16 protein-coding genes are annotated in these 17,115 nt (G+C 54.0%); 7 read left to right on the top strand and 9 right to left on the bottom strand.

Annotation, left to right across the window (positions count from 1 at the left end):
• Positions 1–430 precede the first annotated feature (430 nt).
• Both ASC86_RS11340 and ASC86_RS11335 read left to right on the top strand, forming a co-directional pair.
• Positions 431–2,434 (top strand): AAA family ATPase, encoded by a 2,004-nt coding sequence (locus tag ASC86_RS11340; RefSeq protein ID WP_082510085.1) that lies wholly within the window; start codon positions 431–433, stop codon positions 2,432–2,434.
• 87 nt (positions 2,435–2,521) lie between these two features.
• The gene (locus ASC86_RS11335) at positions 2,522–3,331 is read left to right on the top strand and encodes a metallophosphoesterase (protein ID WP_056320674.1); all 810 of its coding nucleotides are present in this window, start codon (positions 2,522–2,524) and stop codon (positions 3,329–3,331) included.
• A gap of 516 nt (positions 3,332–3,847) precedes the next feature.
• On the opposite strand, the gene ASC86_RS11330 is transcribed toward ASC86_RS11335, so the two are convergent.
• Positions 3,848–4,549 carry an SDR family oxidoreductase gene (locus ASC86_RS11330; protein WP_056320671.1) on the bottom strand — a complete coding sequence of 234 codons (702 nt, stop codon included), beginning with the start codon at positions 4,547–4,549 and terminating at the stop codon, positions 3,848–3,850.
• Positions 4,550–4,613: 64 nt separating this feature from the next.
• Positions 4,614–5,423 (bottom strand): aspartate/glutamate racemase family protein, encoded by an 810-nt coding sequence (locus tag ASC86_RS11325; RefSeq protein ID WP_082510083.1) that lies wholly within the window; start codon positions 5,421–5,423, stop codon positions 4,614–4,616.
• Positions 5,424–5,778: 355 nt separating this feature from the next.
• On the opposite strand from ASC86_RS11325, the gene ASC86_RS11320 reads away from it, so the two are divergent.
• From ASC86_RS11320 to ASC86_RS11305, 4 genes are all read left to right on the top strand, one after another.
• Positions 5,779–6,564, top strand: coding sequence for an amino acid ABC transporter ATP-binding protein (locus ASC86_RS11320; RefSeq protein ID WP_056320685.1), 786 nt, complete (start codon positions 5,779–5,781; stop codon positions 6,562–6,564).
• Entirely contained in the window at positions 6,561–7,205 is a 645-nt protein-coding gene (locus ASC86_RS11315) for an amino acid ABC transporter permease (RefSeq protein WP_056320669.1), read from the top strand. Before ASC86_RS11320 ends, ASC86_RS11315 begins: the two co-directional genes overlap by 4 nt.
• The gene (locus ASC86_RS11310; RefSeq protein WP_056320667.1) at positions 7,205–7,861 is read left to right on the top strand and encodes an amino acid ABC transporter permease; all 657 of its coding nucleotides are present in this window, start codon (positions 7,205–7,207) and stop codon (positions 7,859–7,861) included. Before ASC86_RS11315 ends, ASC86_RS11310 begins: the two co-directional genes overlap by 1 nt.
• 236 nt (positions 7,862–8,097) lie before the next feature.
• Entirely contained in the window at positions 8,098–8,706 is a 609-nt protein-coding gene (locus tag ASC86_RS11305; RefSeq protein ID WP_056320663.1) for a TetR/AcrR family transcriptional regulator, read from the top strand.
• 215 nt (positions 8,707–8,921) lie between these two features.
• On the opposite strand, the gene ASC86_RS11300 is transcribed toward ASC86_RS11305, so the two are convergent.
• Genes ASC86_RS11300 through ASC86_RS11285 form a run of 4 tightly spaced genes read right to left on the bottom strand, consistent with a single transcriptional unit; the run spans position 8,922 to position 13,488 of the window.
• Entirely contained in the window at positions 8,922–10,346 is a 1,425-nt protein-coding gene (locus ASC86_RS11300; protein ID WP_056320660.1) for an aldehyde dehydrogenase family protein, read from the bottom strand.
• A 28-nt stretch (positions 10,347–10,374) separates the two neighbouring features.
• Positions 10,375–11,415, bottom strand: coding sequence for a tagatose 1,6-diphosphate aldolase (locus tag ASC86_RS11295; RefSeq protein ID WP_056320657.1), 1,041 nt, complete (start codon positions 11,413–11,415; stop codon positions 10,375–10,377).
• A gap of 16 nt (positions 11,416–11,431) precedes the next feature.
• The gene (locus ASC86_RS11290) at positions 11,432–12,355 is read right to left on the bottom strand and encodes a hypothetical protein (RefSeq protein ID WP_082510080.1); all 924 of its coding nucleotides are present in this window, start codon (positions 12,353–12,355) and stop codon (positions 11,432–11,434) included.
• Positions 12,352–13,488: an ATP-grasp domain-containing protein gene (locus tag ASC86_RS11285; RefSeq protein ID WP_056320651.1), complete on the bottom strand. Its 1,137-nt coding sequence runs from the start codon at positions 13,486–13,488 to the stop codon at positions 12,352–12,354. The genes ASC86_RS11290 and ASC86_RS11285 overlap by 4 nt, the downstream gene beginning before the upstream one ends.
• Positions 13,489–13,553: 65 nt before the next feature.
• Here ASC86_RS11285 and ASC86_RS11280 point away from each other — a divergent pair, with 65 nt between their 5' ends.
• Complete coding sequence (locus ASC86_RS11280; RefSeq protein WP_082510078.1) at positions 13,554–14,555, top strand: LysR substrate-binding domain-containing protein; 1,002 nt, start codon at positions 13,554–13,556, stop codon at positions 14,553–14,555.
• 18 nt (positions 14,556–14,573) lie between these two features.
• Here the strand turns inward: ASC86_RS11280 and ASC86_RS11275 are convergent, their stop codons facing one another.
• From ASC86_RS11275 to ASC86_RS11265, 3 genes are all read right to left on the bottom strand, one after another.
• The gene (locus ASC86_RS11275; protein ID WP_056320645.1) at positions 14,574–15,332 is read right to left on the bottom strand and encodes an amino acid ABC transporter ATP-binding protein; all 759 of its coding nucleotides are present in this window, start codon (positions 15,330–15,332) and stop codon (positions 14,574–14,576) included.
• Positions 15,332–16,273, bottom strand: a complete 942-nt coding sequence (locus ASC86_RS11270) for an amino acid ABC transporter permease (protein WP_056320643.1) — start codon at positions 16,271–16,273, stop codon at positions 15,332–15,334. Before ASC86_RS11270 ends, ASC86_RS11275 begins: the two co-directional genes overlap by 1 nt.
• Positions 16,274–16,349: 76 nt before the next feature.
• Complete coding sequence (locus tag ASC86_RS11265) at positions 16,350–17,075, bottom strand: aspartate/glutamate racemase family protein (protein ID WP_056320641.1); 726 nt, start codon at positions 17,073–17,075, stop codon at positions 16,350–16,352.
• Between the last annotated feature and the right edge of the window lie 40 nt (positions 17,076–17,115).

The raw sequence follows: 17,115 nt of genomic DNA, 5'->3' as shown, positions 1-17,115 counted from the left end.
AAGGAGAAACGTAGGAACTTGACCACCACGACCCACACGAACGATACCTAAAAGCGGGTCAATTCTCGGTGGAAACGCCGGGTCAGCTCTCAGTGGAAATCAACAGTCACATGCTCTCACACCCTCTCGGTCTCGAATTTTCCGCTCCTCAAGAGATGATTGAAATCTACCGAAATCTGGCGAACGACCTTGAAAAGGTTGGCCGAGACGGACCCGAATCTATCGCACCGAAAGTATCAATTTCAGATTGGATAATCGCCAAGCGTGCTGTCCCTATCATGGTGGGAACAGTCCTCGGCCACCCGACCGTGGGAGATGGGCGACCAGCGGCGACAACTGAAATTGTGTACTGGGACGAACACTGGCAACTCGCGCGTACGCTGACACGTTGGTATAGGCTCGGCCGTCCGCTGGTTGGAGGCGGCAACCAGTGAAATCTGAACCTGATCAGGAATTGCTCGACGAAGCTATCGAGCATCTAATGAACGCGACTTCGAACCTGCGCGCCGTAATTTCCCGAAGCCCGGGGAGGCTCAATCGTCGGTCGGCCCCAACTGCTCTGGCAGCGAGCCCTCGAAAATTTCTGGCTTTCTGTGCCTTCGTGCGATTGATGCGGCAGCAAAAGGAGTTTTTCGCCGAGGATACGTCGGTTTTAGTCGTCACTGTTCCACGCAACTGGCCCACCGATGATCTCGAATATGTAGCCGATGTTTGCTTAAAATCGAGCGACCGAGGCCTTTCGAAGGTGAAGACGTTTTGTCACCCGTCCCGGACCAAAAAGGGAAGCTGGGACTTTCAGCCAAGCAACTATTTGGACGCACAAAAGGTCATAGTCTTCCTACCACGAGGTGCGGAGCTGCATCCAGAAGTCGAGATTAGCGCCGATGAGATCATCGATCTGGAAATCCTTGATGATCGACATCTGGACAGCCTAACTCGGCAACTGGACACCGGCCCGCTGTCTTCAGACGAAAAGGAGCGCCTCCGGCAACTGGACCCTGCATTCATCAATGCCATTTTCCGCAAAGGTCGGTCAGCTGCCGTTGCTCTGAGCAAGCTTGAACGGCTTCAGGCCAGGCCAGCGAAAGGCCCGAGATTGATCCCGTTGGCGGCATACGGTGAAGCCGGGCAATGGGGCGAAAGGTTCAAGCGCGATCTCCGGCTGTGGCAATCCGGTAAGCTGGATTGGTCCGATGTGGATCGGGGCATCTTATTGTATGGCGCGCCGGGAACTGGCAAGACCACTTTCGCCACCTCACTGGCTTATGAATGTGGCGCGCACTTGGTCCCGACGTCGCTTTCTCGGTGGCAGAGCACCGGCCATTTAGGCGATCTGCTTAAGGCCATGAGGCAGGACTTCGCCGAAGCTCGCGATAGAGCGCCCTCGATCCTGCTGATCGACGAGATTGACAGCGTCGGGGATCGTCGTTCGTTTTCTGGTGATAACAAGAACTACTGCGTGGAAGTCGTGAACGGCCTGCTGGAGGCTTTGGACGGCTTGGGCGGTCGCGAAGGCGTGGTGGTCGTCGCATCTACGAATTTCCCAGAGGCCCTTGACCCTGCTCTCTTGAGAGCTGGACGATTAGAGACTCATGTGGAGATGAAACGGCCAGGTACAGTTGAGCGTGCAAGAATTCTTGAGTTTTACCTGCCCGCGCTTGATGCCCCCGACGAGTTCTATGAGGTTGCCCGGCAACTAAACGGAAAAACAGGTGCCGATCTTGAGCGCTTGGTTCGTAAAGCAAAACAGCTGGCACGGGCTGAGAACCGAACGACCATGATCGAGGACGTGTGGGCTGTCGTGCCACAACAGCCTGTTCTCAGCGACGATGATCGGTGGCGAATTTGCATCCACGAGGCTGCTCATGCGGTGATGACCGAGCTTTCTGATCTAGGAAGTGTGACCTGCATCGAGCTGTACGATGAAATGCACGACTGTGTTGAGGCGCACGATGCGCTGGGTCGGACGTCGTCAGATTGCCCGGTCCCTGCCCTGAGAACGGAAGAATGGTTCCGTTGGGACATCGCAATCACCTTGGCTGGGATGGCTGGTGAAGAGCTTGTGTTCCGCAATCGCTCGACTACAGCCGGTGGGTCGCAGGGAAGCGACCTGACTAGTGCGACCGATGCCGCAGCTCTCATGGTTGCTAGATTTGGCCTCGGAAAGCGGCTTTCGGTATTTGCTGACGATGTTGACCGTCCGGTTTACAAGGTTTTCCAAGAGGTGCCCAAGCTTAGAGCCGATGTCGATGACATCCTGCGCGCAGAATATTCGCGAGCAAAAAGACTGCTCGATGCGAACCTCAACACCATGATCACCCTCGCCCAAGCACTGAAGGAAGAAAGACGTCTGGAAGGCGAACGTCTGAAGACCCTCTTGAAAGGCCTTTCCGCAACCGAAGGCTCTCCGAAACTTGTTGGAATGGCAGGCTGACCAATCATGGCCAGTTATGAAGCGGTCGGGCTGACCATTTTTTCGCCGGTCTCCTCCCCTTGCCCACACTCACCGTAAGGAAGCGCTATGAAGGCTTGGATCGTCAGTGATATGCACGTCAACAATTCCGAACTTGCACGGAATGGTCTTGAAATTCCGGAGGCAGATATCTGCATCTGCGCGGGTGATGTTTCTGGAATCGTAGAGATGTCGATAACATTCTTGCTCCGTAACATCAGCCCCCGAATGCCAGTCATAATGGTCCTAGGCAATCACGAATATTATGGGTCTACAATCGATGCGAACCTAAAAACCGCCAAGCGAATGACGAAGGGCACGAACATCACCGTGCTCGAAAACGAGACCTTCTTCTTTGGCAACGTGCGGATTATTGGTGCGACGCTGTGGACAGATTTCGAGATTGAGCACGGTCTTAAAACCGAGCTGCCGCTTTCCGAACGGAAGGCTTTCGCGATCAACGTTTGTAAGCACTACATGATGGACTTTCACGCAATTTACCGGTCGGATTGGCCTCAGCGTGGGATGCCCGGGCTTCTTACCGCCAAGGAGTTGATTGAGCGCCACATGCAAAGTCGCACCTTCATCACCAGCGAATTGACCGATCATTTCAATGGCCGCACTGTGGTGCTCTCACACCATGCACCACTGCCCCGATCATTACACCCTCGCTTCAAAGGGCATCCGAGTAATGGCGCATTCGCGTCCGACCTTTGTGCGCTGATCTCGGAGGGTAAACCTGATTTTTGGGTGCATGGTCATGTTCACCATTTCCTCGACTATCAAGAAGGCTCAACGCGAGTGATTTGCAACCCAAGAGGGTATGAGCGTGAGCGCGCTCACACGGGATTTATCTCCGGTTTGGTGATCAATATTTGATCCAGGAGTCAGAGAGCCCACCACTCAAACGATATTCTCTCAAAACGGTCGCGATTGCTCGCGCGTCGTCCATTGTCATTCGGTTATGACCGACCCCACCAGATCGCGCCTCTTCAAGAATTTGTGCCGCAGCGCGAACCAACTCACTATCTTCATCGCGGGTCTGAGCTTGCGATCTACTATTTCGTATATTCGACATGGACAACGTGATCCGATCACTCCTGTGAAAAGGATCGGAGCGGTTTCTTCATGCGTCAAGCTATGAATAGCGCATCTGAGGCGCATTCTCTGGCGAACCTATAACTGTGGCCCGAAAATCCAGGACTTCAACTCCGAGCCAGGATTTGAAAAAGCCGCTCGGCCTCGGACGCACCGCTCTCGACCCAAGGCGCAGATATGTTGATTCCGATGAAGTTCCCGAACCCGTTAGACGGGGAACCACGCCTGATCCAGTAACGGCTTAGCTGCACACTACCCCGGACGCGATTGGCAGTGCGTCCGGGAAAACAGCCCCTGTCAGAGGGAGTTCGTAATCCCCCCATCGATGACGATGTCCTGTCCCGTGATGTAGGCAGCCTCATCAGAGATGAGATAACTCAGCAGACCTGAGATTTCTGACATCTCCGCAAAGCGACCCATTGGGATGAGCTTCATCCAGTCTGCTTCCATCTCCATGCTATTCACGAAACCCGGCAGCACGTTATTCATGCGGATTTTATTGGCCGCATGCGTTTGAGCGTAGATTTTCGTGTAGCTCCGTAATGCAGCCCTCATCACGCTCGACGTCGGAAAGAGCGTTGAAGGCTGTACAACCCCATACGTTGAGATGTTCACAATCGCGCCACCACCCTGCTCCTGCATGATCGGCGTCACCAAGCGCGCGATCCTTGCGACATTCAGGAAGTAGATTTCCATTCCATCGAGCCAGTCCTGGTCGCTTAACGAGGAAACGACACCTTTAGGGCCGTGAGCTGCGCTGTTCACGACGGCATCGATACGGCCCCACTTTTCAAATGTTGCAGAGACTAGCCGCTCCAGGTTGTCGGTGGATCGGTTCGAACCCGTGACGGCAATGCCGCCGAGTTCGGCTGCGAGTGCCTCCGCCTTACCAGAGGAAGACAAAAGCGCCACTTGATAGCCGTCGGATGCGGCTCTACGGGCGAAGTCCGCTCCCATCCCGCTTCCCGCTGCGGTTATCAAAACTACTCGATCCGACATAGGTCCTCCTTGCGCCCTCACAGCAGGTCGCGCGAGGGGTGTCATTGGTGCTTTTTACTGACGGTCAGCCTTTAGCGAACGTTTCAACGAGCGCTGGCTGAGCATTCTGCCAGGCGCGACGCGTCTGTTCGCTGACCGCGCTGAAGTGGTCCTGCGGCGGCTGGGCGTAGTATCCCAGTCTCGAAATCTGGTAAGCACCCTTCTGGTAGAGATTGGCCAAACCTTCAGCCATATTCAGCGCCATCAAATTCGGGTTTAGGATTGGGAACGGGGCCGGTTCGCCGCCATTCATCAGGTACTTCTGATACGAAGCAGCGATAATCGTGCAGTTCAGGATGACGGCTTCAGCGCCGGTGCGCTCGATGGACTTTGCGGTGACTTCCACGACGTCCTTCGCCACACCGTCTGTATCACGAACCATATCGCGCACGTACCAATTGATCACATCAAGACCAAGGATTCGATCCGACGCGCCATAGAGCTTCACGTTGTCCTTCATCTGGGAACCCGCCTTGACGTGGTCGGTCACGATCACAGCAGTCCGCCCGTAGAAGGAAAGCATGTTGAGGCTAGCTTCGAACGGGCCAACCACCGGAATGTTCACCAGTTCTCGCGAAACCATGACGCCTGGGTCATAGCAGCACCCGCTGATAACTGCGTCGTAGCCGTCCTCTTCAGACTTTTTCACGGCCTCATAAAGCGCGGCCTCGACAATATGCTTTGGGTAAAAGTAGTCCATGTCGGCGGGACAACCCTCCAGATGCGTCACATCGAGCGTCGTGTCGTCCATGGCATAGTGCGACAACGTCTCCTTGATGAGGTCGTCGTACGCGAGAGTGCCGAAGGGATTGATGAAGTTGATGCGCCGCGCCATGCCAATCTCCAGTAGGGATGTTGGATAATTTGACCCGTTGGTATTTTAATTTGCCCAACCAGTCAATCTGACGTTGGATCGTCGCGGACGATCTTTTTGAACAAGGTCTCCACGTGGCCGGACCCAGATTGCCAATTCACACCGAGAATCGTTGCAATCGAGCGACCGATATGTTTTAGATACTCATTAGTCAGTTTTTATAACCTACCAATCAGTCAAAGAAATTGAAAACAAAATGGGGGCAGACTGGATGGGAGATTCAATGGATCAGCTTCAGCATCAAAACCGCGTGACGTTTCCAGGCTTGGATTCCGATCAAGGCTCCGTTCGCGGGCAGGTGGAAAGAAAATCATCGATGGCAAATCAAACCGTAAAGCCGAAGATCGTCGAGCGCGACGAGATTGTTCGGGTCAGCAACCTGGGTAAATCCTTTGGCACCCACAAGGTATTGGAGGGCATCAATCTTACGGTGCGTTCCGGAGAAGTGCTTGCCATCATTGGCCCGAGCGGCTCTGGCAAGAGCACCCTGCTCCGTTGTCTCAACCAACTAGAGCCTCAGACCGAGGGAATTATTACGCTCGCCGGGATAACCCTCGATGCCGCAAAACCTGCATCCAAAAAGCAGTTGAACGATCTGCGCCGCGCTGCGGGGATGGTGTTTCAATCTTTCAACCTATTCCCGCATTTGACCGTGCTGCAGAACGTGAGCCTCCCCCAACAGCGTGTTCTTGGTCGCACAAAGGCAGACGCCGATACGCGGTCTCGTGCGCTCCTTGAAAGAGTAGGCCTTGCCAACAAGGCTGACCATTATCCGGTCCGGTGTTCGGGCGGTCAGCAGCAGCGTATTGCAATCGCACGCGCACTCGCCCTCGATCCCAAGATCATGCTTTTCGACGAACCGACCTCTGCTCTTGACCCGGAACTTGGACTGGAGGTCCTGGCGGTTATGAAAGAACTGGCCGAAGCGGGGATGACAATGATCGTAGTCACCCATGAGATGCATTTTGCTGAGACCGTCTCCAACCGCGTTATGATCATGGCAGACGGGCGGGTCCTTGAAGAAGGACCTAGCGCGTCGGTGATGCGCGACCCGCAGACAGAACGAGCCAAGCGTTTCCTGCAAGCGGTGAGAAATCGATGAACGCCGAAACCTTTCTCATAATCCTAAGCGGCATCCCGTGGACAATAGCCATCACGGTGGGCGCGTTCACGATGGGCGCGCTCCTGGGTATTCCGTTGTGCGCGATGCGTGTGTCGAAATCCGGTATCCTGCGGTACATGGCCACGATGATCATCTTGATCCTTCGGTCCATTCCCCCGATTGTCTGGCTGTTTTTCCTCTACTTCGGCATCGGGTCAGGATACCTACAGGTAGGGCCGATTGAGTCATCGATTATCGCGCTCGGCCTAATTACCAGCGCTAATCTCGCAGAAATCTATCGTGGAGCCCTTAAGAGCATCCACGTGGGACAATGGGAGGCGTCGCATGCGCTGAATATGCCGCGCTGGTCCATCTTCAAGGACATTATGGTTCCGCAGCTGGTGCGCGTTATTCTGCCCTCAGCGACGAGTTACATGATCGGCCTTTTGAAGGACTCCGCGATTGCATCGACCGTTGGCGTTACAGAGGTCGCTTTCCAAGCGAACTTCGTATCGCGCCGTCAATTCCAAGGTCTAGAAGTGTTCGCAGTCGCGGGCCTCTTCTACATCCTTATAAGCCTGCCTATAGCCGCCATCGCGCGGTACACGGATGGCGTCATGCGAGCGAAGGTGGCACGGTAATGGACCTGATAAATTTCTGGCTCGAAAACCTGCCCACGATGATCGACGGACTGATTGTCAGCCTCCAAGTCACCGGCGCTGCACTCGTAGTAGGTATTCCTCTCGGTCTGCTGCTAGCTCTGGGCGTCCAGGCGAAAACGAAAGCAGTGCGTTTCTCATCAATGGCATTTGTCGAGATCGGCAGAGGTGCCCCTGCCCTGATCATGCTGCAGTTCGCCTACTTCGGCTTGCCGCAAGCTGGTATTAGCCTGTCTTCTTTTGCGGCCGCAGCTGTAGCGCTAGCCTGGACCACGAGTGCTTACACCAGTGAGATTATCCGCGCCGGGCTTGAAGCCGTCCCCCATGGCCAGCAAGAAGCAGCAGTGGCGGTAGGCTTCACGCGAATTGATGCACTGCGCTTCATCATCGTGCCACAAGGCCTTCGAGTGGCAGCCCCGGCATTGCTGGGCTTCTCCATCTTGATGTTGCAGGCAACGTCACTATGCTTCGCAATCGCATTGCCGGAACTGCTCTCGCAGGCTTACATGATCGGCACCAACACGTTCCAGTATTTGCCCATCCTGCTTTTTGCAGGGCTTCTGTATGCATCCATTTGCGTACCGGCAACAATTGCCGTCTCCCTGCTTGAACGTAGTCTCAGCAAGCACTCTGCATGACCGATTGGCCGCCGCTGAAAGGCGGCCAATCTCTCTGCAGCGCCCCGCGCAGCGGATACTTTGCTTTTTTTAGGATTGATCGCCTAAAAAGTAGCCAAGCGATCCAAATGAATTGACTGATGGGTCAGAATTTCTATAAGTTTGAATCGTAGCTCTACATTCGATGAAGAATCGACTGTGATGGCCTGAGCCTCGTGTAAGTGGCGCGGGTTCTAACTTGTACAAACGAGGACCGGATGAAGACGAAAGTCAGAGAAGAACTCAAGCTCAAGAAGCAGGCCTATGTACAAGAGGAAATTCTCACTGCCGCTGCCACACTTTTTGCTGAGACAGGCATTCGAGCAGTAACAATCGACGACATCGCATCCAGCCTTGGTTACACTAAAAGTGTCGTCTACTATTACTTCAAGAACAAGAATCAAGTCCTTTGGGAAATTTTCCAGCGCATCCACGAAGCGTGGTCGCAGGATATGACCTCCATAATGGAGTCAGACCTTCCCCCTGCCGAACTACTTGGTGCTATGATCCGTCAACATGCTCTGAACGTGATGGGACGCAAAGCGTGGACGGCGATTTATTTTCGCGACCAGGGTGAACTGACGACCGACCAACAGAAAATTATTGTCAAGCGTAAGCGCGAGTACGATCAATTGTTCAAGAGCGCTTACACAAAGGGTGTGGAGGCCGGGATTTTCCGTGACATACCGACGTATCTGGTCGTCAGCGGCATCATCGGCATGGCCAACTTCACACACGCTTGGTTTAAGGAGGGTGGAGCGATGTCCCCTGAGGAAATCGCGGATCACTATGTCGAGATCATCTTGAACGGCTGTAAGAAAAATTAGCCGCACCAAAGTGAGCATCGTCAGGCGGGACCGCAATAGCAGAGCCACGCTGAACTACAAGCTTCTACAGGAACGCAGCACCCTTCGACAGATAAGAGCCGTATTTGAAGGGCGCTTTACTCTAAAAGGTAAATCGTTGGGCACGCGAATCAAAAGCGGCCAACTATTGTTGGCCGCTTCCACGCAAAGTCAAGATACTCTGATAAATGTGCGTCTCAACCGTGACCCACCATCGCCTTCACTTCAAGATATTCGGTGATCGAGTGATGGCTTGACTCGCGGCCATTTCCGGATTGCTTGTATCCTCCGAACGGGGCCTTAGTGTCTCGCTCTGGATAATTTATGAAAACCGAACCGACACGCAGCTGTCTCGCGACTTTGCGCGCACGCTCTATGTTGCCTGATTGGATGTATGCTGCGAGCCCGTAATTAGTGTCGTTAGCAATTCGAATGGCTTCGTCTTCATCCTCATAAGGTATTATGCACAGGATCGGCCCGAAAATCTCCTCGCGGGCAATCGTCATCTCGCTGGTGACGTTTGAAAAGATTGTGGGGCGCACGTAGTAGCCCACCTCGAAGCCCTCCGGCTTCCCTAGCCCGCCGATAATGACATTGGCACCTTCGTCTATCCCCGTCCGAATAAGCCTTTGAATTTTCTCGAATTGCACTTTACTCGCAACCGGACCAAGGATCGTTTGAGAGTCCATTGGACTGCCTACTGTTTGACCCTCAGCGGCTTGTCTTGCCAGCCTGACAGCGTCGTCATAATGGGTTTTCTTCACCAGCATTCGGGTTGGCGCATCACAAGATTGCCCACTATTTGAAAAGCACGCAGCGACGCCCCGCCGCACCGCCGTGACCAGATCGACATCATCGAGCAAGATGTTGGCGGACTTTCCGCCCAGTTCCTGTGCGACGCGTTTGACCGTATCGGCAGCGGCTTTTGCCACGGCAATCCCAGCCATGGTGGAGCCGGTAAAGGAAACCATATCAAGATCAGGATGGGCGGAGATTGCCGCACCAACGGTTCCCCCTTCCCCATTTACCAGATTGAAAACGCCTGCTGGAAGTCCTGCTTCCTCAAGAATCTCAGCAAACAAAATCGCGTCAAACGGCGCAATCTCGCTCGGTTTTAAGACCATCGTGCAACCTGCCGCAAGCGCCGGGAGAACTTTCGTCACAACCTGAAAAATCGGCCAGTTCCAAGGTGTAATCAAGCCAACGACGCCGATGGGCTCTTTCACGATTACAGTCGTTCCGCTGCGCTCTTCAAATTCGTAGCGGCCCATGATTTCAATCATTGCTAGAAACTGACCCACGCATATTTCAGTCTGGGCTTTCAGGCTGAGCGTTATCGGCGATCCCATTTCTTGAGTAACTATGTGAGCGAGTTCAGGCTGGCGGCGCTGGAAGATTTCGAGCGCTTTCTTAAAGAAATCGATCCGTTCACGAACCGTCGTTTGGGAATATGCCTTAAACGCTTGTCTCGCCGCCTTAACGGCATGGTCGACGTCCTCTGCAGTACCATAAGCAACTTTCGCAAAGGGCTTCTCAGTCGATGGATCAATCACTTCCATGTAGCGAGGTGTAACCGGGTCTTCCCAGCGCCCATTGATGAAAAACTTCGAATAATGATCCATCGGTATTTCCTTCCTCCTTGGTCTCCGCTTACGCTGATTTCGAGTGGCCAGTTCGCAGATTTGCGTCGCTGAACGATGCATAACGTTCGAAGAAGTCGGCGCTGCCTGCGATCAGATCACTTTGAGCGAAGCCCGCCGCCTTGAACCAAGGCGTCCCTTGGTTGCGCAGAGCATCCGTGAGTTTGTTCGCCACAGGGACCACCTCAGTGACGAGCCGCCTCTTGATCAAATCGAAATCTGGAAATTCCTTCGCTTGTTCGAGCCAAAACGAGCGTCCTGCCAGGAAACCAGATGCACCAGCGCCAAATGCGTGCGAGAGAGCTTGCTGGAAACTTGCGATGCTTGATCCTGCGGTGAGCATGACCCAAGGAATGTTAATTGCAGCTCCCAATTCGCGATAAACGGTTTCAAGGCGCTCGTGGGCGGACGGTTCAGAAAGACCGTCGGATACCACAACCGGATTCTCCAGCTGAAATAAGTCGACCTGATATTCTGGCTTTTGGAACTCCTGGATCACATCAATCATCTGTAGAGGGCTGAAATCGGGAGCCCCAGGGTGCTCATACGAGAGCGGGCTCAACAGGAAAACAATGTCCATCGCGCGGCACTGACGCCCCACTTCCAGCACCAGGCGCTTCTGGTGGGAAATGACGTCCGTATCGACGTCCGGTCGAAACCAAAGCGACAAGTTCACGGCATCAGCACCGAGGCGCTTCGCTTTCGCGATGATGTCTTCACAGAAGAGGTAGTTCCGTATCCCGCCAGCGGTCCGTTCAAGATGCCCTTGTTCAACCGCGATAATCAGGCCGCACTGGTGACCGAGGTGCTCCGCCGCAGAGGGATAGCCGTATTGAGGGTCCACAAGGACCGCCGTTGAATGCCGCGACCAGATGTCGAGTATTGCAGACTTAAGCTGAGCCACCCTCTGGAAATCAAAGCGACCGTCTTCAGATAGATTCGCAACGAGTTGCTCCATGGCTGGGCGCTGGCTAACGGCGGACATCGACAGGAAACCTTGGTCGTCAGAAAGACGACGGAGCCCTCTGTACTTCCCTGGACTCAAACGCATGATTGCCCCCTGTGGTCTAAGACTGGAGTTGCGATGGTTCGTAAATATGATCTTCCGACCGACTATTGCATCGACTAAGCGCATCGCGAACTTTTGGAACGAGTTCCCCAAATTGGTCCGCAACCGATACGCCCGCCTCGCGCAACTTCGCGGCCTTTGTGGCGTATCCGCCCACACCGTTCCGCACGATGGCTCCAGCATGCCCAATGGCGCTGCCATTCTTAACTGAACTACCTGATAGGTATGCGATCACCGGCTTGGACACTTCGCGAGCAATATACTCAGCTGCACGTTCTTCGTCGGTTCCGCCTATTTCGCCAAGCAACACAACAGCGTCCGTCCCCTCGTCCTGCTCAAAGAACGGGATCAGGTCGCAAAACGAACTTCCTTTTACAAGATCGCCGCCTGTCGAGACGACCCCGCTGATACCGAGGCCGAAGCTGCGAAGCTCGGCCAGTACGGCATAGGCAAGTGAACCACTTTTGGCGACAACACCGATATTGCCCGGAATACATACGTCCTCGCTGAAGTATCCCGCCTTCACCACGCCAGGAATAAGTAGCCCTGTAGAATTGGGGCCGATGATGCAGGCCCCGTTGTCGCAGGCAAATCGCTTCAGTTCGACCATGTCGTGGACGGGCATGTATTCACTTATGATCACGATCCGGCGGACCCCTTCAGTGATTGCCATCTTAGCTCGACTGCAGACTTCGAGTGGATCATCGAACATCAGCAACAATTCAGGTACGGACGCCTTTAGCGCTTCAGCAAGGTCTGAACGAAAAGCCTGTCGAGACTCTTGAGGAAAAACGGACTGTGTACCGGTCGCCCATGCAATCTCCGTTCCCGCAGCCGCCATTGACTGCAACTGCCGTGCTGAGGACCGCGTGGAAATACCGGTAACGCCCACAGTGGGAGGTGTACGAAAGAAGGGCGTCATCCCTGCTCCAATATTTTTTGAACACGATTGATTGCAGCCTCCAGGTTCAAGGAGTTGAGCTGCCCCCTTCGTGCCAAAATATCGCTGGCACCAACGGACCCTCTGCCGTGAAAGTTGAAGACAACGGGAAGCTGCGCGGCACCGGGTAAGGTAGCGAGCGCGTCGAGAAGCTCCTCGGCCACCTCATCTAGAACGTAGCCGCAGCTGATGGCATTGATAAGCAAAATGGAAATTCCATGCTGCTCGCGCATCGACGTCACGCATTGCCGAATAAATTCAGCTATACGGTTTTGCGCAATCGCGTCGTCAATGTCCGCTACAGCAGCAACAGGCCTTCCTGCCTTGCTAAGCCAGTCTATAATTGACAGGTTCAAGCCGCCTCCGAGCCCGATTAGCCCGACGGGTCCTCCGGTCGCGACGGCCTTCACACTGGGTAGCTTGCTGCCTCGCTTGGGAACGGGCTCATCAATAAATTGTGCGAGCGCAGTTTGACGGGACAGTGCCGCGTCATCGATATCGATACGAGCATCCAGCGCAATTAGGTCATCGTTCGACGTCTCAACCAGCGGATTGATCTCTGCAAGAGTGGCATCTGAGTTCTTCATCAGCTGGCAAAGGCGCTGACAAACATCCGAATATTTGTCGATTAAGCCTGCAGGAAAACCAACATTTCGTAGCTCAGATGCCAACCTGACTCGGTCTACAATGCCAGCGCGAGTGCTTAGCAGGAATATTTGTTCCGGGTGCTCGATGGCGGTTACTTCGATATCAACACCGCCCTGCGGGCAGGCCATAATGTGAATTTCGTCTTCGTGAATCAGGGCAGCCAAGTAGCGTTCGGCCTTGATCGCCACGCGGGGCTCGACCAGCACTTCGCCAACGACATGCCCACTTACTGATTTTCCGAGCAGTCCCTCCAACATCGCATGAGCTTGATCGCGGTCATTAGCGAAGACTATCCCACCGTTTTTTCCACGGGCCCCGGCCGGTACCTGAGCCTTCAAGGCGACGGGGTATTGCAGCTGCAACAAGGCTGCATCCAGGTCCTGTGGCGTTGACACAGCGAAACCTTCCGGCGCATTTACGCCGTGCTCTCGCAAAAGGGTTTTGCCATGGCGTTCGAGTAGCAACATTCACATCACCGTCTTCATCGGAAACCTGATCAATCAGCGAGAATTTGTATTCGTGATAAATCCTCATGAGCGAAGGAAGAAAGTCAGAATCAAACGCTCATCCCATTGCTTTTATAGTGATTTCGATGTTCAGTTACGAACTAGAATGTAACACCTATGACTGTAGGAAAACTATGGCTTCTCCTCAAAGAAGGCTCCCTTCACTGAACGGTCTCCGAGCTTTTGCGGCGGCAGGCAAGTGTTTAAATTTCAGAGTGGCGGCAGAGGAACTGAACGTTACGCAGGGAGCAATAGCCCAGCACATACGCAGCCTTGAACTTGATTTGGGGGTAAAGCTTTTCGACCGAATGCCACGGTCGGTCGCGCTGACAGATGTCGGACGTACTTATCTGGTTGAAGTTCAACGTGCGTTTGACATCCTCGCAGATGCAACAAACAATGCTCGGGAAGACACCAATCACGTTACCATCAATGTGACGCCCAGCTTTGCGGCACGTTGGTTGCTACCAAATCTGCGAGATTTTCGACGGGCTCATCCTGAAATTGAGGTTAGCTTTCTCGCTACCGATCAAATGCCAGACTTCAAAACGATGGGTGTCGATCTGGCGATCCGGGATGCCCATGCTCCGTTCCCGGATAATACCCAACATGAGTTCTTGTTCGAACGACAGCTGATCGCCGTAGCAAGCCCGGAATGGGTTGAGAAAAACGGCATGCCTTCAGGCCCCGACGATCTAGCGGATCACGTGCTGCTCCACGACATGGAGGATGAGTGGCCGCTATTCTTGAAGACGGCCTTTGGAAGCCCCCAGGTGAGTGCCGCCCATAACATCACGTTTAACTTTGCAACCCTAGCAATCGACGCTGCGGTAGCAGGTGAAGGAATTGCTATCGCCAGCCTTCTCCTCGTCGAGAACGATCTAAAGACCGGAAAACTCATCCGCATCTTCCCGCACGCGCTCCGCTCCCCGTCGGACTACTACATCGTTGTGCCAAACCGGAATAAGGATCGCGTCGCCACCAAAACCGCTTGGGCGTGGCTTCGCGCTATGCGACAGACCCGATAGCTGCCCAATCTCGGTTGTTTAGAGGATTTTGCTGAAGAAGGCTTGCGCCCGTTCATTGTTGGACCGCTCGATGACGTCGCGGGGCTTGCCCTTCTCAACAACGACGCCCTGATCCATGAAAATGAGTGTGCTACCCACTTCCCGCGCAAACCCGATTTCATGCGTCACGACGATCATCGTCATCCCTGTCTTCGCCAATTCGCACATTACGTCGAGCACTTCGCCGACACGTTCCGGATCGAGCGCGGAGGTTGGTTCGTCGAACAGAACCACCTTGGGTTCCATGGCGAGCGCTCTCGCGATTGCCACACGTTGCTGCTGCCCCCCAGACAATTGGCGGGGGTAATAGTTTTCGAAGCGATCCATCCCGACTTGCGCAAGCAGGGCCCGAGCCTTTTCAATCGCCTGCGTTTTGGGCGTGCTCCTTACCTGGATTGGCCCTTCAATCACGTTCTCAAGCGAAGTGCGGTGGGCAAACAGGTTGAAGCTCTGGAACACCATGCCGATTTGGGAACGCTGGTGGCAGAGTTCAGAATCGGACATCTCGTGCAGAATTCGCCCGTTTTGTCGGTACCCGATTAAGTCATCTTCAACCCATATTCTCCCTCGATTGATCGTTTCGAGGTGATTGATGCATCGCAGCAGGGTTGATTTGCCGGACCCGGAAGGACCAACAATACACTGGACATCGCCCTTCGCGACACTGAACGAAACACCCTTCAAGACTTCCAAATGCCCGTAGCTTTTGTGGACATCTTCAATTCTGACTAGGTCCATTAGAACCTCCCCGGAGCAATGTTTCGCATCATTTTTCGAGCAAAGGAGCCGCCGCTTGTGTCCCGCAGAGCCTTTTCAATCCAGTGCTGGAGGATCGAGAAAATGGTCGTGAGCGCGACATACCAAATGGTTGCTGCAAGCAGAACTTCGATGACCTGGAGATTCTGCGTATAAATCTTCGCAGATTGACTTGCTAATTCTTGGTAGGCAACGACGTAGGCTATCGAAGAGTATTTCAGCATTGCGATAAATTCATTGCCTGTCGGTGGAATTACCACCTTTAGGGTCTGCGGCAGGATAACCCGCTTGGTGATTTTCCAAGGCGAAAGACCGATGGATTTGGCAGCTTCGATTTGCCCAGGGTCAACCGAGATGATGCCTGCCCGGACGATTTCCGACATGAAGGCACTCTCGGTCAGTGCCAATCCGAGCAAGGCAGCAACAAACGGCGTCACTATATCGTTTGTCGAACCATAAAAGATGAAGGGTATCCAAACATTTGGCACAACCAACGCAATGTTGAACCACAAGAGCACTAGAACGAGAGCGGGAATACCCCGGAATAACCATACATATGCGGCGGCTGCGTTGCTTACGACAGAGTTCTGAGAACCTCGTGCAATGGCGACGATCAAGCCCAGCAATAGCCCAAGCGCCATGCTCCCAATCGTGAGATACATTGTACCCCCGATCCCGGACAGAATAATGGTCGAAGTCGCATACTGCGGGATGGTGGACCATTTGATCTGCGCCCCGGCGAGCACGTAGACAAACCCACCCAGAACCGCGACCAGGAGCAGTGCCGAAATCCAGCGTTCGTAGTGCGGGAGCGGCCTAATCTCGAAATCCTGATGTGTCGAGTTTTCCGGCATATCTGCTCGCTTGTTCGCTTCCGTCGGAGAATAAAGTGGGGATTGAAAAATCGCTTCAGCCTTGGCCATCTTGTCGCCTTTCAACGGAGTTCACACCTCCGTTCTGACTTTAGATCGCGGTAACCAACTGTTGTCGGTGAACCGCCTATCTCACTTTCGAAAGAGTGTCGGACTTTCCGTAATAGCCTCTGCGCCCAACGGAATATGCGCCGTTGCGTCTTAAGGAGATGAGGCTCTCCGTTATTTGCAGAGCACTAACGTTGGGATCGATAAGGGGAAGTGCACGGCTTTCCGGGTTTTCACGAAGCCAGGTTTCGACGCATGCTCCCACCATAGTGCAAGCAATTACGACGGCTTCGATTGCATCGTCCTGTATTAATTTGCTCGCCAACCCGACTGCCTTCTCGCCAGCAGAAGCAGGATCACGGAGCATTTCCGGCGTGTGCATGTCGATTGCCGTTAGCTCGCGACAACGGTTAGTGCCGTTTACAGCAATGAGGTCGGCCATGAACGAAGCAGCCTGATGATAGTCGGTCACAATTGCGAAGTCCCGGCCGTAGAAGGGGGCCAGCTGCAAGCAGGCTTCAAGCGCGCCTACCACCGGAATATCAACTTTGCCACGCGCCACGCGAACGCCGGGGTCATAACAGCAACCAATGATAACCCCATCAAATCCCTCGGCTGCTGCAGCCTCGACTGCTTTCACTACGAGGTATTCGCTGAAATACGGGTCCCTGCGTTCCGGGACCTCTGGCGTACTAGTGAACACTACTTCGGTCCCCGACGCCACGAACGGCGCAAGGCTGCTCTCGATTAGAGCGTTGGTCTCGTTATTTCCGAAGGGATTGATGTAGTTTATCCGGACTGACATCTCCAACCTTTCATAGAGGTGAGAGCGGGCTTTCGCCCGC

Origin of the sequence: Rhizobium sp. Root1212, assembly GCF_001424985.1 — a bacterium.
In the GTDB taxonomy this organism is placed as follows: domain Bacteria; phylum Pseudomonadota; class Alphaproteobacteria; order Rhizobiales; family Rhizobiaceae; genus Pararhizobium.
This window is presented reverse-complemented; position numbering and strand designations above follow the sequence as displayed.